The 25,186-nt window shown below is 63.7% G+C and carries 18 protein-coding genes; 11 read left to right on the forward strand and 7 right to left on the reverse strand.

What is annotated here, in order from left to right; translation table 11 throughout:
• The first annotated feature begins 7 nt into the window (after positions 1-7).
• A complete protein-coding gene (locus C5F53_RS07950; protein ID WP_105260817.1) occupies positions 8-1,564 on the forward strand; it encodes an alkaline phosphatase in 1,557 nt (518 codons plus the stop codon).
• Between the two features lie 23 nt (positions 1,565-1,587).
• Here C5F53_RS07950 and serB read toward each other — a convergent pair whose 3' ends face one another.
• The 4 genes from serB to C5F53_RS20245 form a co-directional block, all read right to left on the reverse strand.
• Positions 1,588-2,310 carry a phosphoserine phosphatase SerB gene (gene serB / locus C5F53_RS07955; protein WP_105260818.1) on the reverse strand — a complete coding sequence of 241 codons (723 nt, stop codon included), beginning with the start codon at positions 2,308-2,310 and terminating at the stop codon, positions 1,588-1,590.
• A 68-nt stretch (positions 2,311-2,378) separates the two neighbouring features.
• Positions 2,379-5,861, reverse strand: coding sequence for a transcription-repair coupling factor (mfd, locus tag C5F53_RS07960; protein WP_105260819.1), 3,483 nt, complete (start codon positions 5,859-5,861; stop codon positions 2,379-2,381).
• Positions 5,862-5,964: 103 nt separating this feature from the next.
• Positions 5,965-8,124, reverse strand: a complete 2,160-nt coding sequence (locus C5F53_RS07965; RefSeq protein ID WP_105260820.1) for a bifunctional diguanylate cyclase/phosphodiesterase — start codon at positions 8,122-8,124, stop codon at positions 5,965-5,967.
• Positions 8,125-8,158: 34 nt separating this feature from the next.
• Entirely contained in the window at positions 8,159-8,314 is a 156-nt protein-coding gene (locus C5F53_RS20245; RefSeq protein WP_161499901.1) for a hypothetical protein, read from the reverse strand.
• Between C5F53_RS20245 and ispD the strand changes: the two genes are divergently transcribed.
• From ispD to ispF, 3 genes are read left to right on the forward strand one after another with little or no spacing between them, the layout of a single operon-like run.
• On the forward strand, positions 8,313-9,020 hold the full coding sequence (gene ispD, locus C5F53_RS07970; protein WP_105260821.1) for a 2-C-methyl-D-erythritol 4-phosphate cytidylyltransferase: 708 nt from the start codon (positions 8,313-8,315) through the stop codon (positions 9,018-9,020). The genes C5F53_RS20245 and ispD overlap by 2 nt on opposite strands.
• Positions 9,021-9,025: 5 nt before the next feature.
• Entirely contained in the window at positions 9,026-9,613 is a 588-nt protein-coding gene (locus C5F53_RS07975; protein ID WP_105260822.1) for an adenylate/guanylate cyclase domain-containing protein, read from the forward strand.
• A 16-nt stretch (positions 9,614-9,629) separates the two neighbouring features.
• Entirely contained in the window at positions 9,630-10,112 is a 483-nt protein-coding gene (gene ispF / locus C5F53_RS07980; RefSeq protein ID WP_105260977.1) for a 2-C-methyl-D-erythritol 2,4-cyclodiphosphate synthase, read from the forward strand.
• Here ispF and C5F53_RS07985 read toward each other — a convergent pair.
• Together C5F53_RS07985 and ompR are read right to left on the reverse strand one after the other, a co-directional pair.
• Positions 10,099-11,508: an ATP-binding protein gene (locus C5F53_RS07985; protein ID WP_105260823.1), complete on the reverse strand. Its 1,410-nt coding sequence runs from the start codon at positions 11,506-11,508 to the stop codon at positions 10,099-10,101. The genes ispF and C5F53_RS07985 overlap by 14 nt on opposite strands.
• Before the next feature lie 17 nt (positions 11,509-11,525).
• Entirely contained in the window at positions 11,526-12,257 is a 732-nt protein-coding gene (ompR, locus tag C5F53_RS07990; RefSeq protein WP_105260824.1) for a two-component system response regulator OmpR, read from the reverse strand.
• Positions 12,258-12,419: 162 nt separating this feature from the next.
• Between ompR and C5F53_RS07995 the strand changes: the two genes are divergently transcribed.
• The 5 genes from C5F53_RS07995 (at position 12,420) to C5F53_RS08015 (ending at position 21,066) form a co-directional block, all read left to right on the forward strand.
• On the forward strand, positions 12,420-12,707 hold the full coding sequence (locus C5F53_RS07995; RefSeq protein ID WP_146097323.1) for a hypothetical protein: 288 nt from the start codon (positions 12,420-12,422) through the stop codon (positions 12,705-12,707).
• Positions 12,708-12,874: 167 nt separating this feature from the next.
• Positions 12,875-15,904: an EAL domain-containing protein gene (locus C5F53_RS08000; protein WP_161499902.1), complete on the forward strand. Its 3,030-nt coding sequence runs from the start codon at positions 12,875-12,877 to the stop codon at positions 15,902-15,904.
• Entirely contained in the window at positions 15,901-17,235 is a 1,335-nt protein-coding gene (locus tag C5F53_RS20765) for a bifunctional diguanylate cyclase/phosphodiesterase (RefSeq protein ID WP_105260827.1), read from the forward strand. Before C5F53_RS08000 ends, C5F53_RS20765 begins: the two co-directional genes overlap by 4 nt.
• Before the next feature lie 119 nt (positions 17,236-17,354).
• A complete protein-coding gene (locus tag C5F53_RS08010) occupies positions 17,355-19,805 on the forward strand; it encodes a serine/threonine protein kinase (protein ID WP_105260828.1) in 2,451 nt (816 codons plus the stop codon).
• A 64-nt stretch (positions 19,806-19,869) separates the two neighbouring features.
• Positions 19,870-21,066: an MFS transporter gene (locus C5F53_RS08015; protein ID WP_105260829.1), complete on the forward strand. Its 1,197-nt coding sequence runs from the start codon at positions 19,870-19,872 to the stop codon at positions 21,064-21,066.
• Between the two features lie 71 nt (positions 21,067-21,137).
• Here the strand turns inward: C5F53_RS08015 and C5F53_RS08020 are convergent, their stop codons facing one another.
• Complete coding sequence (locus C5F53_RS08020; RefSeq protein ID WP_105260830.1) at positions 21,138-21,908, reverse strand: 3-hydroxybutyrate dehydrogenase; 771 nt, start codon at positions 21,906-21,908, stop codon at positions 21,138-21,140.
• 70 nt (positions 21,909-21,978) lie between these two features.
• Between C5F53_RS08020 and C5F53_RS08025 the strand changes: the two genes are divergently transcribed.
• Complete coding sequence (locus C5F53_RS08025; protein WP_105260831.1) at positions 21,979-22,866, forward strand: alpha/beta fold hydrolase; 888 nt, start codon at positions 21,979-21,981, stop codon at positions 22,864-22,866.
• Positions 22,867-22,892: 26 nt separating this feature from the next.
• Entirely contained in the window at positions 22,893-25,127 is a 2,235-nt protein-coding gene (locus C5F53_RS08030; RefSeq protein WP_105260832.1) for a bifunctional (p)ppGpp synthetase/guanosine-3',5'-bis(diphosphate) 3'-pyrophosphohydrolase, read from the forward strand.
• Positions 25,128-25,186 lie beyond the last annotated feature (59 nt).

Consider the following 25,186-nt stretch of genomic DNA (forward strand, 5'->3'; position numbering starts at 1 on the left):
TGTTTTGATGGACCGGCGGCAACTCCTGGGCTGGGCAGCCAGCAGCGCCAGCACCCTGTGGCTGCCGCGCAGCGCCTGGAGCCAGGCCAAGCTGGATAACAATCCGTTTGCGTTGGGCGTGGCCAGTGGGTCCCCCACCCACGACTCCGTGGTGCTGTGGACCCGGCTGGTGACCGAGCAAGCGCTATCCCTCGGGCCCATCACGGTGCGCTGGGAGGTGGCCCATGACGCGCAATTCCAGCGGCTGGTGCAGTCGGGCCAGGCACAGGCCTTGCCCGCGCTGGCGCACTCCGTGCACGTGGAGCTGCAGGGCTTGGCGCCCGACCGCTGGTACCACTACCGTTTTATGCTGGGCGCGGCGGTCAGCACGGTGGGCCGCACGCGCACCTTCCCGGCACCGGACGCCGCCGCCCAAAAGCTGCGCCTGGGTTACGCCTCCTGCCAGCATTGGGAGCATGGCTACTACAGTGCTTACCGCCATATGTTGGGTGAGCAGCTGGATGCGCTGATGTTTCTGGGCGACTACATCTACGAATACGGGGGCAGCAGCAAGGCCGTGCGCCCCGTGTCCGCTGCTGCCACCCTGACGCTGGATGACTACCGTGCCCGCTACGCCCTGTACAAAAGTGACCCGCATCTGCAGGGTATGCACGCAGCCTGCCCCTGGCTGCTGACCTGGGACGACCACGAGGTACAAAACGACTACGCCAGCAGCACGCAGGGCAGCCGCGGGCCCGAGGGTATTGACTTTGCCGCCCGCCGTGCCGCGGCCTACCAGGCCTATTACGAACACATGCCGCTGCGGGCTGCGGCGCTCGGCCGGGCGTTGAACGGGGTGTGGGGTGCCAACCGCGAGTTGCGCCTCTATGACCGGGTGCCGTTTGGCCGCCTGGCGACCTTGCACCTGCTGGACGACCGCCAGTACCGCGACCCGCAGGCCTGCACCAAAGGCGGTGGCCCTGGTTCCAGCACCGTTAACCCCGCCAGTTGTGCAGCCTTGGCCGACCCACGGCGCACGTTGTTAGGTGCGGCGCAAGAGCACTGGCTGGAGCAGTCCTTGGCCGCAGGCGGAGGGCAATGGACCGTGCTGGGCCAGCAAACCGTGTTTGGCCAGCGGGACTTCAAATCCGGCGAGGGGCTCAGTGTGTCCAACGACGGCTGGGATGGTTACGGCGCGGCCCGCACCCGCGTGACCGACGCACTACAACGCCACCAAGCCAGCAACCCGGTGTTTCTGGGTGGCGACGTGCATTCCAACTGGGTGGGCCACGTGAAGGCCGATTACGCACGCGCCCAGAGCAAGACGGTGGGGGTGGAGTTTTGCGGCACCAGCATCACTTCGCGCGGTGGCAGTAACGACGGTGTGCCAGAGACCCTGGCAGAGAACCCGCACTTTGTGTTTGCCGACCGTGAACGCCGCGGCTACGGCGTGGCCGAATTCACCCCGAAGGGGCTGAGCGTCACACTCCGAGCGGTGGACGATGTGGCGCGAGCCGATTCAGGGGTGCAGACGCTGGCCACATTTGCCGTGGAGCCGGGGCGGGCGGCGGTGCACCAGACCTGAGATCGGGCTGGGCGGGGTGCGATTTACGCCAGCACTTCCAGCAACCGGTCCAGCCCACCGCTATTGATGGCCACCTGGGCCTGGGCGCGCACCGCGGGTTTGGCGTGGTAAGCCACCGACAGTCCGGCCGCACCCATCATGGGCAGGTCATTCGCGCCATCGCCCATGGCAATGCATTGCCCGGGCTCTATGCCCAGGAGAGAGGCCACTTCCAACAGCGTTCGGCGTTTCTCGGCACCGTCGCAGATATCACCCCAGCTTTGCTGCACCAGCCCGCCGGTCAACACGCCGCAGTTCGGGCCGGAGGCAATTTCCAGCACATTGGAGCGGGTGTAGTCGATGCCCAGCAGCGCGCGCACATGCTCGGCAAAGTAGGTAAAACCGCCACTCACCAGCAGCACCTTGAGCCCGGCTTGTTGGCAGGCCGCCACCAGCGCGGCAGCGCCGGGGTTGAGCTGCAAGCGTTCGCGCTTGACAGCCTCCAGGTCTGCGACGGTGACGCCCTTGAGCAAGGCCACCCGGCGACGCAGGCTGTCCTTGAAGTCGGTGATCTCGCCGCGCATGGCCGCCTCGGTGATGGCCGCCACCTCGGCCTTGCGGCCCACCGCATCGGCAATCTCGTCAATGCACTCGATGTTGATCAGTGTGGAGTCCATGTCGAACGCGATGAGCTTGTAGTCGCTCAGTTTCAGGGCGGCAGGCAGGTTCTGGACGACGAGGCCGGGGGAGAGTTCGGTGTTGGACATGGGGATTTTGCTATTATTTTAGGAGCTGCTTGCGCAATATCTACGGGAGCTAGAGGCCGATTTTATGCCTAACTCGGCTGTGGGCTGGCCGCCAGCGGCTGGCCCAAGTTCTTCAGAATGTCACGCACCATCTGGGCCCGGTCCTTCACCTCCAGCAGCTCGCGCTCAATGCGCAGCTTCTCGTTGCCGGCCAGCTTGATGTGCTTGTTCTTCTGGATCAGGCCAATGATCTTCATCGGGTCAATCGGTGGGTCTTTCTTGAAGGTGATGGTGATCACGCCGGGCGCTGCGTCCACCTTCACCACGCCATAAGGCTTGGCAATCACGCGCAGGCGGTGCACGTCGATCAGCGTTTGCGCCTGGGCCGGCAGCTTGCCGAAGCGGTCCACGATTTCTTCGAGCAGTGCGTCCACCTGGTCCGTATTTTTGGCCGTAGCCAGCTTTTTGTAGAACGAGAGGCGCAGGTGCACATCGCCACAGTAGTCATCGGGCAAGAGCGCCGGCGCATGCAGGTTGATCTCGGTGGTGACGTTGAGCGGGCTCAGCAGGTCGGGCTCAATACCGGCCTTCAGGCAGCGCACCGCCTCGCTCAGCATCTCGTTGTAAAGCTGGAAGCCCACTTCGAGCATATTGCCGCTCTGGTTTTCGCCCAGCACCTCGCCGGCCCCGCGAATCTCCAGGTCGTGCATAGCTAGGTAAAAGCCTGAACCCAGTTCTTCCATTTGCTGGATCGCATCCAACCGTTGCTGGGCCTGCTTGGTCAGACCCTCGATGTCCGGCACCATGAGGTAGGCATAGGCCTGATGGTGGCTGCGGCCGACACGGCCGCGCAGCTGGTGCAACTGGGCCAGGCCGAACTTGTCGGCGCGGCTCATCACGATGGTGTTGGCCGTGGGCACGTCAATGCCGGTCTCGATGATGGTGGAGCACAGCAGCAGGTTGTAACGCTGGGCGATGAAGTCGCGCATCACCGCTTCCAGCTGGCGCTCGGGCATTTGGCCGTGGGCTACGGCAATGCGGGCTTCGGGCAGCAACTCTTCGAGCTTCTGGCGGCGGTTCTCGATGGTTTCTACCTCGTTGTGCAGAAAGTAGACCTGGCCGCCGCGCTTCAATTCGCGCAGCACGGCCTCGCGGATTACACCGTTGCCCTCGGACCGCACAAAGGTCTTGATGGCCAGACGGCGCTGGGGGGCGGTGGCAATCACACTCAGGTCGCGCAGCCCTTCCAGCGCCATGCCCAGCGTGCGCGGGATGGGGGTGGCGGTCAGTGTGAGCACATCTACCTCTGCGCGCAGCGCCTTCATCTGCTCCTTGTGGCGCACGCCAAAGCGGTGTTCCTCGTCGATGATGAGCAGGCCCAGGTTGGCGAACTTGGTGTCCTGGCTCAGCAGCTTGTGCGTGCCCACCACAATGTCCACCGTGCCATCGGCCACGCCCTTGAGCGCGGCGGTGATTTCCTTGCCACTGCGAAAGCGGCTCATCTCCGCAATCTTCACGGGCCATTTGCCGAAGCGGTCCACCAGCGTCTGGTAGTGCTGCTCGGCCAACAGCGTGGTGGGGGCCAAGAAAGCCACTTGTTTGCCGCCCGTGACCGCCACAAAGGCGGCGCGCAACGCCACTTCGGTTTTGCCAAAGCCCACATCGCCGCAAACCAGGCGGTCCATGGGGCGGGGGCTGATCATGTCCTGGATCACGCAGTGGATGGCGGCCTTCTGGTCAGCGGTTTCCTCAAAGCCAAAGTCATTGGCAAAGGTTTCGTAGTCGCCCGGGCTGTAGCGGAAGGCGTGGCCTTCGCGCGCGGCGCGGCGCGCGTAGATGTTGAGTAGCTCGGCCGCGCTGTCGCGCACCTGCTCGGCCGCCTTGCGTTTGGCTTTCTCCCACTGGCCGCTGCCCAGGCGGTGCAGGGGCGCCTCGTCGGCGCTCACGCCGGTGTAGCGGCTGATGAGCTGCAGCTGGCTCACGGGCACATACAGCGTGGCCTTGTCGGCGTACTCCAGGTGCAAAAACTCTTGCAGCTCGGGTTCCCCCTGGGCATTCTTGTTGCCCATGTCCATGTTGATCAGGCCGCGGTAACGCCCAATGCCGTGTGAACTGTGCACCACCGGGTCGCCCACATTGAGCTCACTCAGGTCCTTGATCAGCGCTTCCACATCGCTGACCTGCTCCTGCTTTTTGCGGCGGCGCGTGGTGGGGCCGGCAGCAAACAGCTCGGTCTCGGTGAGCAGGTCAATGCCGAATTCGAGCCAGCTGAAGCCGACTGTCAGTCCGGCGGTGGCAATGCCAAATTTTTCGTCGCTGGCCTGGAATTCGGCCAGTGAGTCAAACGCGGGCGGCGAGATGCCGCTGGCGCGCACAAAGTCCAGCAGGCTTTCGCGCCGGCCATCGCTCTCCGCCAGCACCAGGATGCGGTGCTGCGTGTTGCGGGCATGGGTCTTCAGGCGGGAAAGCGGGTCTTCGGTGCCGCGCTCGACCGACAGCGGGGGCAGGCCCGTGAACTCGACAAACGCGTCGCCTTCACCGGGCGCGCGGATGGCCAACTGGGCGTGCGCGTTGGCACGTGCGTAGAACTGCTCGGTACCCAGAAACAATGCCTCCGGGGGCAGGGCGGGGCGGTCTGGGTCACCCTGCACCAGGCGGTAGCGGTCCTTGGTGTCCTGCCAGAAGCGCTGGAAGGCCGGTTCCAGGTCGCCGTGCAGCACCACGGTGGCGTCTGCGCCCACGTAGTCAAACACGGTGGCGGTTTCTTCAAAAAATAAGGGCAGGTAGTACTCAATGCCGGCCGTGGCCACGCCATTGCCAATGTCCTTGTAAATCCGGCTCTTGGTGGGGTCGCCGTCCAGCAGTTCGCGCCAGCGGCTGCGGAACTTGGCGCGTGCCTCGTCGTCCATGGGAAATTCGCGGCCCGGCAGCAGGCGCACTTCGGGCACGGGGTAGAGGCTGCGCTGGCTGTCGGGGTCGAAGGTGCGGATGCTGTCGATTTCGTCGTCAAACAGGTCCACCCGATACGGCACTGCGCTGCCCATGGGGAACAGGTCAATGAGTCCGCCACGTACGGCGTATTCGCCGGGGCTTACCACCTGCGTGACATGGCTGTAGCCGGCCAGCGTGAGCTGGGCTTTGAGGCGGGCCTCGTCCAGCTTCTGCTTGACCTTGAATTCAAAGGTGTAGCCGGCCAGAAAACTGGGAGGTGCCAGGCGGTACAGCGCGGTGGTGGCAGGCACGATGACGACGTCGGCCCCGGTTTCCTTGTCGCGCTGGCTAATACGCCACAGGGTGGCCAGGCGTTCGCTGATCAGGTCCTGGTGCGGCGAAAACGTGTCGTAGGGCAGGGTTTCCCAGTCGGGAAACAGAGCGCAACGCAACGTGGGGGCAAAAAAGGCGATTTCTTCCAGCAGGCGCTGAGCGTCACTCGCGTTGGCCGTCACCACCGTCATGGGGTGGCCAGCGGTTTTTTCACGTTCGCCCAGACGGGCCAGCAGCAGGGCATCTGCCGAACCTGCCGGGCGGGGCAGGGTGTAGCGTTTGCCGCTGGTGAGTTTAGGTAAATCCATAACGGTATCGAATGCGGCAAGAAATGCAAAACACCCCCAAACGGTGGCGTAGGGGGTGTGAAAAAGCCTGGCGGGTGCTGGCTGCAGGTATTTTAAGGGGCGTTCAAGGTTCCAGCACCGAGGGGGAGAAACCCGTGTGGCCTTCACCTGGGGCGCTGCGCGCCATGTCCAGCAGTGCCGCAGACGTCATGGGGCGGGCAAACAGGTAGCCCTGCATTTCGTCGCAATCCAGTGCCAGCAAAATATCACGCTGGGCTGCAGTCTCCACCCCTTCGGCCACCACACTCAGGCCCAGCGCGTGGGCGAGCTTGATGACGGCGTCCACAATGGCGCGCGCATCCACGCTGTCTTCAATGTCCAGAATGAAGCTGCGGTCAATCTTGAGCTGTTTGGCGGGCAGCTGGCGCAGGTAGCTCAGGCTGGAGTAGCCGGTGCCGAAGTCGTCGATGGACAGCAGTACGCCCAGGCTGCTGATGGCATCGAAGGCGGTTTGTGTGGCGCGGATGTCCTCCATGGCCACCGACTCGGTGATTTCGCACACCAGGCGCTCGGCAGGAACGTCATGCCGCTGCAGGGCGGCGGCAATGCGTTCGCCCAGGTTGTCCTGGCGCAGCTGGTAGACCGACAGGTTGATGGCCACCGAGATGTTCAGCCCTGCGGCCTGCCAGACCTGCATTTGCCGGCAGGCCTCGTTGATGACCCAGTCGCCCAATGCGTTGATCAGGCCGTAGCGCTCGGCAATCGGGATGAAGATGTGCGGCCCCACTGCGCCGCGCTGCGGATGCTGCCAGCGCAGCAGGGCTTCCACGCCGCGGATGGTGCCGCGCCGGTTTTCCACCTTGGGCTGGTAGTGCAGGGATATTTCGCCCCGGGCCAGGGCTTGGCTCAGGTCCGCATGCAGGCTGACCTCGCCGTGGTTGCTGGCATCCATATGGGCTTCAAACAGGGCGTAGTTGCGCCCGCCCATGCGTTTGGCGGCGTACATGGCGGCATCGGCATGCACCAGCAGTTTTTCGCTCTGTGCATGGTCGGGGCAGAGCGCAATGCCGATGGACGCACCCAGGTGCATGGCGCGGTCATCGATCTCCAGCGGGGCCGCAAACTGGTTGATCACCCGCTGGGCCAGAGTCACCGCATCGGCGGTGTTGCCCAGATCCTCCAGCAAGATCACAAACTCGTCGCCACCGAGTCGTGCCACGGTGTCGACCTCGCGTGCACATTGGCGTAGCCGCTGCGCCACGTGTTGGAGCACCTTGTCGCCAGTGGCATGTCCAAAGGTGTCGTTGATGGGTTTGAAACCGTCCAGGTCAATGAACAGCACGGCGATGCGTTTGAGGTTGCGCGATGCCGGCGACTTGTCCTGGCGCTCGAAGCGGCTGATGGCATGACGCAACCGGTCTTCCAGCAGCAGGCGGTTGGGCAGGCCCGTCAGGGCGTCGGTAAACGCATGCTGCTGCAGGACTTCGTTGGCTTTTTGTAGCTCGGCGTTGGTGGACTGCAGTTTGTTTGAGAGCCGTGACGCCTTGCTTTGCATGCGTGCATCCAAAATGGCGGTGACCATGGTCATGCTCAGGAGCATTAAGGTGCCCAGGATCACAAACACGCCCAGCTCGCGCCCCGCCAGTGCGTCCACACTGAGGCACATGGAGCCCGCAGGAAACTGGGCTGCTGCCATGCCGGTGTAGTGCATGCCAGTAATGGCCACGCCCATCACCATGGCGGCGGCGAGCTGGTAGGCCCACAGGTGTCGGCGGTTGACCTGGCGCAGCCAGAAGAAGATCAGCAATGCCACCGCCGAGGCCGTGACCGCAATCAGGGCAGATGCTGCGACCAGCCAGCCATTCCAGACGATGCCCGGCGCCATGTCCAGCGCAGCCATGCCGGTGTAGTGCATGGCACAAATCCCCGCACCCATCAACAGCGCGCTGATGACCAGCCGTGGGCGGCTGAGTTGCCCCTGGTTGGCGGCCCCCAGCGCAATCGCCGACACCACGATGGCGGCGACCCAGGACAGAAAGGTCTCCAGGCCCCGGTAGCCCAGCTCAATGGGCAAGGTAAATGCAAACATGCCCACAAAGTGCATGGACCAAATGCCCGTACCCATGGTGATGGCCCCACCAAGCCACCAGAAACGGGCCAGCGCCTGATCCGGCGAGCGCATGCGTTTGGCCAGTTCCAGCGTGACAAAAGACGCAAAACAACCGATCAGCAGCGACAAGGCGACGGTGCTGAGGTCGTACTGGGGAACGAGATAGGCTGGCATGGGCTCAGTTGATATGATGCATCGCTGTGTTGGGTTACAGCCATTTTTTCACCGATTCCGGTGGATCGTTGCCCTGCAGGTGGATGGAGAAATTCTGCCACAGCTGTTTGTTTTCTTTCTTGTTCTTTCTGCGGGTTCGCGACCTGCAGATCTCCCACTGACCACCCCGCCCTGGAACGGTATTGACCATGCAGCAGACGCCAGCCTCGCGGTTTTTTGCACTCATTCCTTGTGCGGGTAACGGCAGCCGATCGGGGGCCGCAGGCCCCAAGCAGTACCAATCCATTGCCGGCCAGCCCATGGTGCTGCACACGCTGGCCGCCTTTGCTGCGGTGCCACGGCTGGGCGGCATTCTGGTGGTGGTGAGCGCTGGAGATACGTTTTTTGATGCGCCCGATCGACCGCTGAATGCTATTTTTTCGATAGCTGCTTGCGGAGGTTCCACAAGAGCTGCAAGCGTTTTGAATGGTATTTCTGCGCTGATGGCCCAGGGGGCCGTGGCGCATGACTGGGTGCTGGTGCACGACGCTGCGCGCTGCCTCGTTACGCCCGCCCAAATCAATGCCCTGATCGACGCCTGCCAGGGCGACGCGGTAGGTGGCTTGCTGGCCCTGAAGCTGCCCGACACGCTAAAGCGGGAGCAGGGTGGCCGGGTGGCCGCCACGGTGGACCGTAGCGACAAGTGGCTGGCCCAGACACCGCAGATGTTTCGCCTGGGTGATTTGCAGACCGCTTTGCACGCGGCGGGCGAGGCCGTGACCGACGAGGCCAGCGCCATGGAGTTCATGGGGCAGGCTCCGTTGCTGGTAGAAGGCAGCGCGCAGAATTTCAAGGTCACCTACCCGCAAGACTTTGCGCTAGCCCAGGCCGTGCTCGCGGCCCGCATCCAGGAGTAACCGCCATGCATGCCTTTGACGCCCTGATGGACACCCTGATTGCTGCGCCGCAGGCGCGCAAGCCCGCGGTGGAACAAATGATTCTGGACACCTTCCAGCGTCGCAAGGCGGTGCTGGCGTTGGACATGAGCGGCTTCACGCTGACGGTGCGGCGCGACGGCATTCTGGCCTACCTGTGCCAGATCCGGCGCATGCACAAAATCACCAGACCCCTGGTGCTGGCCCACCATGGCGAGGTGGTGAAGAACGAGGCGGACAACCTGCTCGCCGTGTTTGATGATGTGGCGGATGCAGTGGCCGCGGCCCTGGCCATGGTGAATGCCGCTCAGGTAGAGGGGCATGCCCCGCTGCTGGCGTTCAGCGTGGGCATTGATGTGGGCGACATCTTGCTGCTGGAGGCGGTGGACTGCTTTGGCGATGCCGTCAACCTGGCCTACAAACTGGGCGAAGACATTGCCCGCCCGGGCGAGGTGCTGGTGACCCAACGCGTGCGCGAGCTATTGGGCGACCCTGCGGGGCTGGGTTTTCAGCCCATGCAGGTTTCCATTTCGGGTATGGAGGTCACCACCTACACGGTGACCCCGACCCCATGACACAGGAATGCAATTCATGACAATGCGGATTGGCGAGGGTTGGGATACGCACCAACTGGTGGAAGGGCGCAAACTGATGCTGGGCGGCGTGGAGGTGCCCCATAACAAGGGCTTGCTGGGGCATTCCGATGCCGATGTGCTGCTGCACGCTATCACCGATGCGCTCTTGGGCGCCGCTGCGCTGGGTGACATCGGCAAGCATTTTCCCGACACCGACGCCCAGTACAAGGGGGCCGATTCGGCACTGCTGCTGGCCAAGGTGGCGGCCGATATCCGGGCGCTGGGTTATGCCATTGGCAACGTGGACAGCACCATCATCGCCCAGGCCCCCAAGCTGGCGCCCTACATCGTGCCCATGCGCGAGCGCGTGGCGGCGGTGTTGGGGGTGGATGTGGGCCAGGTGAACGTGAAGGCCAAGACGGCTGAAAAAATGGGCCCGGTGGGTGAGGGCCGTGCCATGGAAGCACGCGCCGTCGTGCTGTTGTTCAAAGCCGCGTAGCGCGTTGCAGGCGGATCTGGGCGGCCAGGCCGCCTGACGTGGAGTTGGTGAGCCGGAACATGCCACCCATGCGCTGGATGGTCTTGTCCACAATCGCCAGCCCCAGTCCGGCACCGTTAGCCGCAGTGCGTGCGGCTTCGCCGCGGTAAAACGGCTGGGTCAGTTGGTGCAGCTGCTCTTCGCCCACGCCAATGCCGTGGTCGCGCACCTTGATCAGCACCCACTTTTCGCGCGCAATGGCGGCAATGTCGATCATGGCAACCCCGGTGTGGACCGATTTTCCGTAGCGCCTGGCGTTTTCCAGCAGGTTGGACAACACGCGCCCCAACTCCACCTCGTCGGCCAGTACCAGCAGGTCGTCCTGCATGTCGATCTTGATGCGCACATCAGGCAGCTTTTGCAATGAATACACGCAAGCGTCCACCACGTCACCCAGCACCACCGGGGCCAGCGCCACGCGGTCGGGCCGGGCGTAGTCCAGAAACTTGTCAATGATGGCGTCGAGCTGATTGATGTCGGCCACCATATAGGCGCGGGCGCTTTCTTCGGCCACGCTCATCTCGGTCTCCAGCCGCAGGCGCGCCAAGGGCGTGCGCAGGTCGTGGGAGATGCCGGCCAGCATCACGGCCCGGTCTTGCTCCACCTTGGCCAGTTTTTGTGCCATGCGGTTGAAGCCGATATTGACCTCGCGGATCTCGCTGGTGTTGACATGTTCGTCGAGCTGGCTGGCGCTGAAGTTGCCCTCGCGCACCCGGCTCGCGGCAAACGACAGATCCTTGAGTGGCCGGTTGATCAAACCCGCAATCAGCGCCGCACCGGCCAGGGACAAGACGGCAGCCACAAATAACCAGATCATCCAGGTAGCGCCGCCAGCGATAGACACCCGGTTTTGGTCGGTCTGCAGCCAGTACTCGTCGCCGTCAATCACAAAGCTTACCCACAGTCCAGGTTGGTCGTTCACCCTGCTCGCTACGATGGTGCCTTTGCCCAGCCGCTCGCTCATATCGAGGGCCACGCGGCGGCTCAGGGCATCGTTGTCCAGCAGGGAAAACTGGTCCGTGGGCTCGCGCGGCACGATACGCAGGCCTTCCTCGTCTTTCATGGTCTTGATCAGCGAGATACGGGCAATGCCGTCGGCGTGGATCAGCGCGGCCCGGCTCAGGTTGACCTGGGAGGCGAGTTGCTGCGCCGTCTGCAGGGCACGCGGCTCGAACTCCAGCGAACGCAAGGTTTGCAGCCAAGCCAGAATGCTGCCTAGCAGCAAAAGGGCCAGCAAAAAGAAGGTTCGCCAGAACAGGCTCAGGCGCGTAAAGCGCCATCGGCCTGCAGTTATTTCGCCTTCGGCTAGCGCTGCAGGTGCACTGGCGTCAAAGTCGGCATGCTCGGTTTTGGCCACAGCGGCAAAGCCCGGCTTTAGGCCGCGTCGTCAGGCACAAACACGTAACCCACGCCCCACACGGTCTGGATGAAGCGGGGGGTGGTGGCGTCACTTTCCACGAGTTTGCGCAGGCGCGACACCTGCACGTCCAGGCTGCGGTCAAAGGGTTCGAACTCGCGACCGCGTGACAGCTGTGCCAGTTTTTCCCGCGACAGTGGAATGCGTGGGTGCCGCACCAGCGCCTTGAGCATGGCAAATTCGCCAGTGGTCAGGGTCAACTCCTGGCCGGCCTTGGTCAGGGTACGTGCGCCCAGGTCAAACACAAAAGTGCCGAACTTGACGACCTCGTTGTCACTGGAGGGCGCGCCCGGCACTTCGGTGGCGGGGCGGCGACGCAGCACGGCGTGGATGCGGGCCAGTAATTCGCGCGGGTTGAAAGGCTTGCCCAGGTAATCATCGGCTCCCACTTCCAGGCCCACGATGCGGTCAATGTCCTCCCCCTTGGCGGTCAGCATGATGATGGGGGTCACATCGTTGGCGGCGCGCAAGCGGCGGCAAATGGAGAGGCCATCTTCGCCGGGCATCATCAGGTCCAGCACAATCAGGTCGGCCGTTTCGCGCAGCATGATGCGGGTGAGCGACTTGCCGTCTTCGGCCAGCAGCACATCAAAGCCTTCTTGCGTGAGGTAGCGGCGCAGCAGGTCCCGAATGCGGGCATCGTCATCGACCACCAGAATCTTGTTGGGACGGTTTGCGTTGGGTTGCATGGGGTACTCTGAATTTGTAACAGGCGCGATTTTGCGTTGCACTCGCCTGCGAATGCCGTAGACAGGCCGTACTTTGACACTATGTTACAAATAAGCAAGCCCATACACAGGCACCGGCTCCAACAATGTCACCACTGTCCGGTTCTCTTGCGTTACACCACCATGCACCATCTTTTACTCGTTGCTGCGCTGGCTGCTTTCCCCCTGGGGGGCATGGCCGGGCCTGCCAATGGCGCGGCCGCACCTGTTCAGCCGCAGGGCAGAGAGCTGTTGCCAGAAGGTGCACGTGCGGAGCAAAGCAAAGACCAGCGTCGGGCCGCTTTGCGCCAGGCCTTGGTGCAACGGCAAGAGGCCGTGCCCGCCATGCCTGACGGGGCACCCGCCCGCCAGCTGAGTCCTTCCGAGCGTGCCGAGTTGCGCCGCCAGCTGCGCGACCAGTCTGCCCCCTGAGGCTGCCGCCCAACCAGACACCCAGCCCCGGCACCCGCGCCTGACGCCATACAGAGGAGGCGCAAAACCTGCCGCAAATGCCTTGCCGCGCGCCATAATGTTTGCAACAACACTTGTGCGGGAGGGCGTTTGGCGTGCTTTGGCGTTCCGGGCTGCAGGAGACTCCCTTGCTATTAGAGCTTGCCAAGGGCGTTGCACTGTTGCTGGCTTTGAGCCAGCTCTACAGTTATAGCGTGCGCGCCTTGCGCCAGCACCCTTGGCTCAGTCAGGGCGTGGGTGGGCTGCTGTTTGGCGGTATCTGTGTGGTTGGCATGATGATGCCGCTGCAGATCGTGTCCGGTGTCATTTTTGATGCACGCTCCGTGGTTCTCAGCATGGCCAGCCTGTTTGGCGGGCCTTGGGTGGGAACGCTTGCCGCTAGCATTGCCGCGGTGTACCGCTGGTACCTGGGCGGTGTGGGCGCCACAGTGGGCGTAGCGGTGGTGCTGGCTTGTTATGGGCTGGGGCTGGCCTATTACGTGCTGCACCAACGGGGTTGGATGGGTTTGGGGTGGTGGCAGTTGCTGCTGTTTGGCCTGCTGGTGCACTGCGTCGAAATTTACCTGTTCACTTGGTTGCCTGGCGATTTGGGGGCAGCTGTGCTGCAGGCCCTGGCTCTGCCAATGTTGCTGGTTTTTTCGCCGGCTACTTTGTTGATGGGGTTGATCCTGCAGGACGTGCGTGCGCGCTTGCAGACCGAGGCGGCCCTGGGTAGCCAAGAGGAGCGTTTGCGGGCCACCATCGGTGCCATCCCTGATTTACTTTATGTGCTGGACGAACATGGCACTTTTGTGGAGGTCTTGTCCGACGCGGCGCTGTTGCGTGGCGGCCGGGGCCAGAATCTGCTGGGCAAACGCTTGCACGACGTGCTGCCGCCCGAGGATGCCGAGCCACTGCTAGTGCATCTGCAGCGCACCCTGGCTTTGCAAACCACCCAGACATTTGTGTTTGACCTGCAGTCCAAACAGGGCGTTCGCCGGTTTGAAGGCCGGGCCCACGCCCTCAAGCAGGCGCCTGGCCAGCCGCGTACCCTGGTGCTGCTGGCGCGGGATGTCACCGAGCGCAGTGAAGCCGAAGCGGCCTTACAGGCGTCTGAAAAACGTTTTCGCAGTCTGCTGCAAAACGTGGGGGCGGTGGCGGTGCAGGGCTACACCCCCGATGGCACGATCACTTACTGGAATGCGGCCTCCGAGCGCTTGTATGGCTATACCGCCGAGGAGGCGGTGGGCCGCAACCTCTTCATGCTGGTGGTGCCGCACACCTTGCGCAATGCGCTGCAAGAAGTGCTGCTGGAGATGCAGACCAGCCCGGATGCCTTTGTCTCGCAGGAGCTCACGCTGGTCCACAAAAATGGGCAGGAAGTGCCGGTGTACTGCAGCCACACCGCGGTGTACGCCCATGGTGCGGTGGCGGAGTTTTTTCGCTTCGACATGGATTTGGCAGAGCGGCGCCGCACCGAGGCCGAACTGCGTGTGGCAGCGACCGCCTTCGAAGCGCAAGAGGGCATGATGGTCACCAATGCACGCCGCGAGATCCTGCGCGTGAACCAAGCCTTTACCCGCATTTCCGGCTACGAAGACCATGAGGTGATCGGTCAGAACCCCAGCATGTTCAGTTCTGGCTGGCATGACAACGCCTTTTATGCCGAGATGAACCAGACGCTGGAGCAGCAGGGGCACTGGGAGGGGGAAATCTGGAACCGCCGCAAAAACGGCGATATCTACCCCCAGCAAATGCACATTTCCTCGGTGTCGGACGACGATGGCCGGGTCACCCACTATGTGGCCACCTTGATCGACATTACCCAGCGCAAGGCGGCCGAAGACCAGATCCGCCAGCTGGCGTTTTACGACCCACTGACCGGGCTGCCCAACCGCCGTATGCTGATGGACCGCTTGCAGCACGCACTGGCTGGCAGCGCGCGCTCGGGGGCCTGCGGGGCCTTGCTGTTTATCGACCTGGACCATTTCAAAACCCTGAACGACACCTTGGGCCATGACAAAGGCGATTTGCTCCTGCAGCAAGTGGCGCATCGGCTGATGGACGCCGTGCGCGAAGAAGACACCGTGGCTCGCCTTGGGGGGGACGAATATGTGGTGATGCTGGAGGGGCTGGACGCGCAGCGCACGGTTGCGGCGGGGCAGGCCACCCAGGTGGGCGAAAAAATCATCGCTGCGCTCAACGCGCCCTACCGGCTTGCCGGGCACGAGTACCACAGCACACCCAGCATTGGGCTCACGTTGTTCAGCGGACACGAGGTGGTGCTGGACGAGCTGCTCAAACAGGCGGACCTGGCCATGTACCAGGCTAAAAACGCAGGCCGCAATGCGTTGCGCTTTTACGACCCGCTGATGCAGGCAGCCGTCACCCAGCGCGCCGAACTGGAGGCTGACATCCGCCAGGGGCTGCTGTTTGGCCAGTACGAGTTGCACTACCAGCCGCAGGTGGACGCGCAGGGCAGGGTACAGGGGGCCGAGGCCCTGTTGCGCTGGAAGCACCCGGTGCGGGGGATGGTGTCGCCAGCCTCTTTTATTCCCGTGGCTGAGGAAACGGGCCAAATTGTGCTGCTAGGCAGCTGGGTGCTGGAAACGGCGTGTGCGCAGCTGGTGGCTTGGGCGCAAGATCCGGCCACCGAGCACCTGACCCTGGCGGTGAATGTCAGCTCACGCCAGTTCCGCCAACAGGACTTTGCCGATCACATGCTCGCCATGCTGGACTACACCGGCGCCAACCCCAGGCGCCTGAAGTTGGAGTTGACCGAGAGCCTGCTGGTGGACAACGTGGAGGACGTGATTGCCAAGATGACCGCGCTGCGGGCGCGTGGTGTGGGCTTTTCGCTGGACGATTTTGGTACCGGGTACTCGTCGCTCAGTTACCTCAAGCGCCTGCCGCTGGACCAGCTCAAGATTGACCAGTCATTTGTACGCGACGTGCTGAGCGACCCCAACGATGCCGCCATTGCCAGAACCATTGTCGCCCTGGGCCACAGCCTGGGGCTGGCCGTGATTGCCGAAGGGGTGGAGACCGCCCAGCAGCGAGACTTTTTGCTCGCCAGTGGCTGCCGCGCCTACCAGGGCTATTTCTTCAGCCGTCCATTGGCTGCGGGCGCTTTTGCAGCCTATTTGTACGCCCAGCAGAGCCAGGGAGAGCCCGCATGAGTGCGCCGCAGCCAGCGCCTGGTCAATTGCACCTGCGCCGTGTGCGCATGATGCTGTGGGTGGCTGCGGTACTGATGATGGGCATTGGGTTGGGCTGGGCCGTCTTCTTTTTTGCGCGCGGTGCTTGGGTGATTGTGGCCGTGGAGGGGGCCATGGCGGTGCTGGGCTTAGTGGTGGCCTGGTTGACCCAGCAGCGCCGCACCCGGCTGGCATTTTTTGTCATGCTGGCTACCGTGTATTCATCCATCTGCGCCTTTGGTCTGGTGTTTGATATTCCGGATGCGCAAGTACCACGCTCCACCCATCACTTCATTTTGGTACTGGCGTTGGCGGCCATGCTGGTGCTGCGCGATGAGTCGGCTTGGATGCGCCACAGCGTGGTGGGCCTGCTGTTTGTGTCGTATGTCGCGCTGAGCAGCACTACCTGGGGCATTCAGACGCAATACCTGATTCCGCACGAGGTGCGTATCAGCGGTACCTGGGTCAACACGGCGCTGGCCATGCTGGGGCTGTATGCGCTGGTGCATATCATGGTGACCGAGGTCTCGGAGTCCAGTGCGCTGGAAGTGGACATGCGCAAGGGCATTGCGCGGGATGAATTCTTTTTGCTCTACCAGGCCCAGGTGACCCACAGTGGCGAGGTGCTGGGTGCCGAGGCTTTGTTGCGCTGGCGCCACCCCAAAATGGGGCTGGTGGCGCCCGGTGACTTTATCGACATGGCCGAGCAAACCGGCCTGATTCTGCCGTTAGGCGCCTGGGTGCTGCGCAACGCCTGCACCCAGCTGGTGACCTGGGCTCAGATGCCCGAGCTGTCGCACCTGAGCCTGTCGGTCAACGTGAGCGCTCGGCAGTTTCGCCAAAGCGATTTCGTGGGCCAGGTCGAGGCGGTGCTGGAGCGCACTGGGGCCAACCCGCGGCGTCTCAAGTTGGAGCTGACCGAAAGCATGCTGGTGGAGGACATGGACGACATCGTGCACAAGATGGAATCCTTACGTGCCCTGGGCGTGGGCTGCTCGCTGGACGACTTTGGCACTGGTTACTCGTCCCTGACCTACCTCAAAAAGCTGCCACTGGAGCAGCTCAAGATCGACCAGTCTTTTGTGCGCGACGTGCTGAGCGACCCCAACGATGCGGCCATTGCCCACACCATCATCACCCTGGGCAAGAGCCTGGGCTTTGCTGTGGTGGCCGAGGGGGTGGAAACCCAGGGCCAGCGCGATTTTCTGGTGGCAAACGACTGCCACATCTTTCAGGGCTACCTCTTTAGCAAACCCATTGCGGTGCCGGAGTTTGTCGCGTTTGTGCGCCGTGCGCAGGAATTGCAGCGCTAGCCGGGCAAGGCCGCAATTTGAGGGAAAACGATCTGTATTTTTGCGGGTAGAACCGCCATCGCAGTGCCATACTTGGGGTAAGACATTGCGACTGACGCACCACCCACAGAGCCCGCGACATGCCAGATCCCGTCTCCTTTGCCAACAGCCGCCCTCCCGTCGCTGAGGCAGGCACCACACTGGGGCGGTTTGAGCTGCGAAGGGTGCTGGGTCAGGGCGGCCAGTCCACGGTCTGGCTTGCCTTTGATCCCCGCATGGAGCGCGAGGTCGCGATCAAGGTCATGCGTCCTGCAGCGGGCTCCGACGACCAGGCGGTAAGCCAGTGGCTGCAAGAGGCCCGCAATGCCAGCCGCGTGACCCACCCCAACATCGTGCCGGTGTACGAGGCCGATGTGCACGGCCGCCAGCCCTACCTGGTGTTTGAATACATTCCCGGCAACACCCTGGACCAGCATCTGCAGCAGCGCGGGGCTTTGCCCGCGGCAGAGGCCGTAGCCCTCATGATGGACGTGCTAGACGCGGTGGCCGTGGCCCATGCCGCCGGTGTGGTGCACCGTGACCTCAAACCCTCCAATGTGGTGGTGGACTCTGCAGGCCGTGCCCGGGTCATGGACTTCGGCATTGCCGCCCGCATCCGTGACAGCCAGAGCAAAGACCCGGCCCCGGACAGCGCCGGCACCGTGGGCTACCTGTCGCCCGAGGCTGCCAATGGCGACGCGCCTGCGCCCGCGATGGACATTTTTTCGTCCGGACTGGTGCTGGCCGAACTGTTGATGGGGCGGCCCCTGATCATGGAGTCGGACCCGCATCGGGCCATTTACCGCACCCTGCATGAGCAGCTGGAGCTGCCCAAGGTGCTGCCTGCCGGGGTGGACGACCGCTTGCGGGCCATTGTGCAGCGCGCCCTGGCCAAGGACGCCAAGCAGCGCTTTGTGAGCGCACGCGCCTTTCAGAGCGAACTGGAGCTATGGAGCAAGTCCTTGCAAGGGGAGTCGGGCGGCGAGGGCGGCAGCGTGAACAACAGCACGCTGGAGTTTTTGCTGCGTCGCATGCGGCACAAAAGCGATTTCCCGGCCCTGTCCGACTCGGTGGGCCGCATCCAGAGCATGGCCAGCTCCGAGACCGAGAGCGTGGGCAGCGTTACCAACGAAATCCTGAAAGACGTGGCGCTGACCAACAAGCTGCTGCGCCTGGTCAACAGCGCCCACTTTGCGCGCGGCGGCAATATCAGCACCGTGTCGCGGGCGGTCAATCTGGTGGGCTTTAACGGCATTCGCAATATGGCGCTGAGCTTGGTGCTGTTGGAGCACATGCAGGACAAGGCCCATGCTGGCCAGTTAAAGGAAGAGTTTTTGCGCTCGCTGATGGCGGGCTCCATTGGCGGCGAGCTGTGCCCGGTACTCAAGGACAGCGAAGAGGCCTTTATCGGCGCCATGTTCCAGAACCTGGGCCGCTTACTGGCCCAGTTTTATTTTCCCGAAGAGGCCACGCGTGTGCGCACCTTGGTGCAGTCCGCACGCGAACCCATGACCGAACGGGCCGCCTCCAGCAGCGTGCTGGGGCTGAGCTATGAAGACCTGGGCGTGGGCATTGCCAAGGCCTGGGGCCTGCCGGTGGGCATCCAGCGCTGCATGGCCAAGCCCACGGGTGCACCGCCCTCGCAGGCCCCGACGGATTCGGGTGAGCGCATCCGCTGGATTGCCCTGGCGTCTAACGAGATTGCCGACGTATTGCTCAAGAGCGACCCCAAGGACGTAGAGGCGCGCATTGCCCTGATCACCAAGAAGTACGCCCAGGCCATGGGCAGCAGCGGCAAGCAGGTGATGGCTGCCACCATCAAGGCGCGGCAAAAGCTGATCGATCTGGCTGCTGCGATGGAGATTCGGGTGAGCCCCGGCTCGGCCGCGGCCAAGCTGCTGCGCATGCCGGATGAGTTGAGCAGCCGGCCTGCGGCTCTGCAATCGGACACCGATGGCAACCTGGGGCGCTTTGAGCTGCAGGCCACCCAGTCGGCCCCGCTGGACAGCGCGGCAGCCCCCATGGCCCGCGCCGGCCAGGTGGCCGAAACGCTGGCAGCGGGTATTCAGGACATCACCAATGCCATGGTGGAGGACTTCAAACTTACCGACGTGTTGCGCATGATTCTGGAAACCATGTACCGTGCGCTGGAGTTTGACCGCATCATTTTCTGCATGCGCGACCCCAAAACCGAAATGATGTCTGGCCGTTTTGGCCTGGGCCAGGGGGTGGAGGCGCATGTCAAAGGTTTCAAGACCCACCTCAAGGCCGCCACGCCCGATCTGTTTGGTGTGGTTTGCCTCAAGGGCGCGGACACCATGATCACCGACGCCACTGAGCCCCGCATCGTGCAGCGCCTGCCAGCCTGGTACCCGCAAAGCCTGAATGCGCCCACCTTTTTGCTGCTGCCGCTGCAGATCAAAAACGCCCCGTTTGGCCTGATTTATGCCGACAAGGTGCGCCACGGCTCCCTGGAGCTGGACGAGAAAGAGCTGGCGCTGCTGCGCACGCTGCGCAACCAGGCGGTGATGGCCTTCAAGCAGTCCAGCTAGGGTCACTGCGTTTGTTATTGCCCTTGTGACAGCGCTCGCGGCAGGGGGCGGTGAGAATGGGGCCATGACCTCTACGTCCCCTCCAGCGGCCACTGCGTCGCTGCCCCCGGTCCTTTGGCCCTTGCTGTTTGGCAACTTTGTTATCGGCACGGGCGTCATGGTGGTGCCGGGCACGCTCAATGACATCAGCGCCTCGATGCATGTTTCGGTGGCTACGGCGGGGCAGCTGATTGCTGCGGCCGCGGCCGTTATGTGCGTTGGCGCACCCTTGTTGGCCAGTGTGGTGGCGGGCTGGGACCGGCGCCGCCTGCTCACCCTGTCGTTACTTTGGTACGCGGTGTTTCTGGGCCTCAGTGCGTTGATGCCCAGCTTTGGTTCCTTGCTGATCGTGCGTGTGTTGACCGTCGTGTCGCCGGCTATTTTCACGCCCCAGGCTGCCGCCTGCGTGGGGCTGCTGGTGCCACCGGAGCAGCGTGGTCGGGCCATCACGTTTGTGTTTTTGGGCTGGTCGGTGGCCTCGGTGCTGGGGCTGCCCATTGGTGCCCTCATTGGTGGCACGCTGGGCTGGCGCGCGGCCTTTGCCGTGGTTGCCGTGCTGAGTTTGGTGAGTGCGGCCTGGGTGTGGCGTGCCATGCCCGATGGCATCAAACCCCCGGCCCTGTCGCGCGCGGCCTGGGGTGAGGCCCTGCGCTCGCCCGCGCTGATGCTGTGTGTGGCGGTCACGCTGCTGTACTCGGCCGGGCAGTTCGTGCTGTTCTCCTACTTCGCCCCGTATTTCAAGGTGATGCTGGCGATCACGCCGCTGCAACTGAGCCTGTTGTTTGCCTGGTTTGGCGCGTTTGGCCTGCTGGGCAACATTCTCATGTCGCGCCGCATTGACCGCATGGGCGCGCCCAGCGCCGTGATGTGGGGCGTGGGTGCCATGGCGCTGAGCCTGGTGCTGTGGCCACTGGGGACCAACCTGGTGCTGGTGGCGCTGGTCTTGATTCCCTGGGCGCTGGGGTGCTTCTCGTCGAATTCAGCGCAGCAGGCGCGGTTGGTGGGCATTGCGCCGGCCCTGGCCTCGGGGTCTATTGCACTCAACAGTTCCGCCATGTACGCGGGCCAGGCGTTGGGGGCGGGCAGTGGCGGCTGGCTGATTGCCCATGACGGCATGGGCTCGCTGCACTGGTTTGCGCTGGCCGGCCTGGTGGCCTCCATGGCCATGAGCTGGTGGGCCACGCGCCAGCGGCCCCATGTCAGCCTCAGCCCCGCGGCGTAAATGCTATTGAATTAGGAGCTGCTTGCGCAGCATCCACGGGTGCTAGAGGCCTAAAAGGCTTTAAAAATCTCTTACTGAGCGGCCCAGCCACCGTCCATGTTCCAGGCCACGCCGCGCACGTTGTCTCCCGCGGGGGAGCAGAAGAACACGGCCAGCGCGCCCAGCTCTTCGGGCGTGGTGAACTGCATCGACGGCTCCTTCTCACCCAACAGCTGTTTGGTCGCATCCTGGTTGCTGATGCCTTGGGCCGCCGCCTTGGCGTCCACCTGTTTTTGCACCAGGGGTGTGAGCACCCAGCCGGGGCAGATGGCATTGCAGGTCACGCCGCTGGTGGCGTTTTCCAGCGCAGTCACCTTGGTCAGGCCCACCACGCCGTGCTTGGCCGCCACATAGGCCGACTTTTCGGCAGAGCCCACCAGGCCGTGGACGCTGGCCACGTTGATGATGCGGCCCCAGTTCTTGGTCAACATGCCGGGCAGGGCCAGGCGCGTGGCGTGGAAGGCGCTGCTCATGTTGATGGCGATGATGGCGTCCCACTTCTCCACCGGGAAGTTCTCCACCCGCGCCACGTGCTGGATGCCGGCGTTGTTGACCAGAATGTCCACACCGCCAAAAGTGGCGGCGGCGTACTGCACCATGGCCTCGATCTCGGCGGGCTTGCTCATGTCGGCCCCGTGGTACCCCACCTGGGCGCCCAGCGCCGCAATTTCGGCCTTGGGGCCGTCCACATCGCCAAAGCCATTCAGCACGATGTTGGCGCCCTGGGCGGCCAGCGCCTTGGCGATGCCCAAACCGATGCCGCTGGTGGATCCGGTAACGATGGCGGTTTTACCTTTCAACATGCTGCGTCCTTCCAAAAGAGTAGGGGGGTTTCCATTAGGATGTGGTCATTATCAAACGAGTGATTCCACCATGGCTGACCCTACGCTGAACTACGTACCCTGCGCTGACGCCAACGGCGGGCACCGCATGGCGTACTGGCAGTGGGGCGCGGCCGACGCAGCCCACACCATCGTCTGTGCCCACGGCCTGTCGCGCCAGGGGCGCGACTTTGATGTGCTGGCCCAGGCGCTGCTGGCCCGCAGCCCGCAGCCGCTGCGCGTGGTCTGCCCCGACGTGGTGGGCCGTGGCCAGAGCGACTGGCTCAAAGACCCCCAGGGCTACCAGCTGCCCACCTATGCGGCGGACATGCTGGCGCTGCTGGCCCACCTGAAACCCGCCACGCTGGACTGGCTGGGCACCAGCATGGGTGGCCTGATTGGCATGGCGGTGTGCGCCCATGCGCAGGCCGTGGGCGCCACGGTGCGCCGCCTGGTGCTCAACGACGTGGGCCCGACCATCCAGTGGCAAGCCCTGGCCCGCATTGGCACCTACCTGGGCAAGGCCCAAACCTTCGACTCCCTGCAGCAGGCCGCCGACGCCATGTGGGCCATTTCGCAAAGCTTTGGCCCGCACACGCCGGCCCAGTGGCTGGAGTTGTCGCGCCACATGGTTAAGACTACGCCCAACGGCCTTGTGGCCCTGCATTACGACCCCGCCATTGCCGTGCCCTTTGGCGCGGTGACGCAAGAGATTGCCGCGCAGGGCGAAGCCCAGCTTTGGCAGCTGTACGACAGCCTGACGCCACAAACGCTGCTGCTGCGCGGCGCCAATTCTGATTTGTTGTCCCCCGCCACGGCGCAGGCCATGACCCAGCGTGGCCCCAAGGCGCAGCTGGTGGAGTTTGCCGATGTGGGCCATGCCCCTACCTTGATTGCCGCCGACCAGGTGGACACCGTAACGAGTTTTTTACTGGGGTGAGATGCCCCGGATGATGTGAGCCTTGCATGAAAAGTTTGTACGCCGAGCACAGTGCCTCGGCCACCCCGCAGGTCATCGCGGCCACCGCGGACAACCTGCCCGAACAGGCCGGTGCTCTGGCGCGTGCGCGCGCCTTTGCCGAGCCACTGTTGGCCACCCAGACCCTGGACACCGGCGAAAACGTGTTGCTGCACGCCGACGCCGTGGCTGCCATCCTGCGCACCATCGGCGGGTCCGAGGCCATGCAGGCCGCCAGCTACCTGGTCTACGCCTGCGACCACCTGAACAAACCACATGAAGTGATCGCCAAGGCCTTTGGCGACAACTTTGCCGACCTGGCGCTGGAAACCACCAAGCTGGTGCGCCTGCAGCGTATGGCGCGCGTGACGCAAAACTCGGCCAGCCACAGCGGCAATGCAGCCCCCATGGCCCAGACGGCCGCCGCGCAGACCGAGAGCGTGCGCAAGATGCTGCTGGCGTTCAGCAAAGACCTGCGTGTGGTGATGCTGCGCCTGGCCTCGCGCCTGCAGACGCTGCGCCACTTTGCGGCCACCAAGCTGCCGGTGCCACCGGGCCTAGCGTCCGAGGCGCTGCAGGTGTTTGCCCCCCTGGCCAACCGCTTGGGCATCTGGGAAGTGAAGTGGGAGATTGAAGACCTGTCGTTCCGCTTTTTGGAGCCCGATACCTACAAGCAGGTCGCCAAGCTGTTGGACGAAAAGCGTGCCGAGCGCGAGGCCTCGGTTGAGCGCCTGCGCCAGCAACTGGCTGACGAGCTAAGCGCGCAGGGCATCCAGGCCACGGTGCAGGGCCGCCCCAAACACATTTACAGCATTGTCAAAAAGATGCGTGGCAAGTCGCTGGGGTTTGACCAGGTGTATGACATCCGCGCACTGCGCATCGTGGTGCCCACGGTGCCGGACTGCTATGCGGCTTTGAGCTGGGTGCACAGCCAGTTTGTGCCGGTGACCGAAGAGTTTGACGACTACATTGCCCGGCCCAAACCCAACGGCTACCAATCGCTGCACACCGTGGTACGGGATGCGGGCGCTCAGCCCATCGAGGTGCAGATCCGCACCCAGGCCATGCACGACCATGCTGAACACGGCGTGGCCGCGCACTGGGCCTACAAAGAGGCCGGCGCCAAGGGCTACGGTGGCAGCGTGACGGCGGCGGGCGAGTACGACGCCAAGATCGCCGTGCTGCGCCAGCTGCTGGCCTGGGAGCGTGATTTGTCGGGCGCCCACGCAGGGGGCGACGGCGCGGGCATGTTCGAGGACCGTATCTATGTGCTGACACCCGATGCGGCCATCGTGGAACTGCCCCAAGGCGCCACCGCCGTGGACTTTGCCTACAGCGTGCACACCAACCTGGGCCACCGCTGTCGCGGCGCCAAGGTGGACGGCGCCATGGTGCCGCTGAACACGCCGCTGAAGAATGGCCAGACCGTGGAAGTGACGGCGGTCAAAGAGGGCGGCCCCTCGCGCGACTGGCTGAACCCCGAGCTGGGCTATCTGGTCAGCCACCGTGCGCGCGCCAAGGTGCGCGCCTGGTTCAATGTGCTGGCCATGGGCGAGACCATGGCCAAGGGCCGCGAGGCGGTGGAAAAACTGCTGCAACGCGAAGGCAAGACCGCCATCAAACTGGACGACCTGGCCAGCCAGCTAGGCTTCAACAATGCCGATGCGCTGTTTGAGGTGGTGGGCAAGGACGAGTTTTCGCTGCGCAACATCGAAATGCTGTTGCGCCCGCCCGAACCAGCCACCACGCAAGACGACTACATGCCGCTCAAAAAGCCGCGTGCGGCGGGCAGCAAGGGTGGCGTGCTGGTGGTCGGTATTGACTCGCTGATGACGCAGCTGGCCAAGTGCTGCAAACCCGCACCGCCCGACCTGATCAGTGGTTTTGTGACCCGTGGCAAGGGCGTGAGCGTGCACCGTTCGGACTGCTCCAATTTGCGCAACATGGTGAACCGCAGCGGCGACCGCCTGATTGAAGTAGAGTGGGGCGTGCCTCAAGGCAAAGATGGCAACGTGTACCCCGTGGACGTGGCAGTGGAAGCCCATGACCGCCAGGGCCTGCTGCGCGATATCTCGGAAGTGTTTGCCAAGGAGAAGATGAACGTCATCGGCGTCCAGACCCAGTCGGTCAAGGGCACTGCGTGGATGACGTTTACCGTGGAGGTGGCCGAGTCCGGCCGCCTGGCCCGTGTGCTGAAGATTGTGGGCGAGCTGGGCGGCGTGCGCTCGGCGCGGCGGCGCTAGCCTTAATTTGGGGCCGTGTTATCGGGGCTTGTAGCCTTGACAAAGATCAAGATTCCGCC

The organism is Rhodoferax sp. TS-BS-61-7, assembly GCF_002943465.1.
Lineage (GTDB): Bacteria > Pseudomonadota > Gammaproteobacteria > Burkholderiales > Burkholderiaceae_C > Allorhodoferax.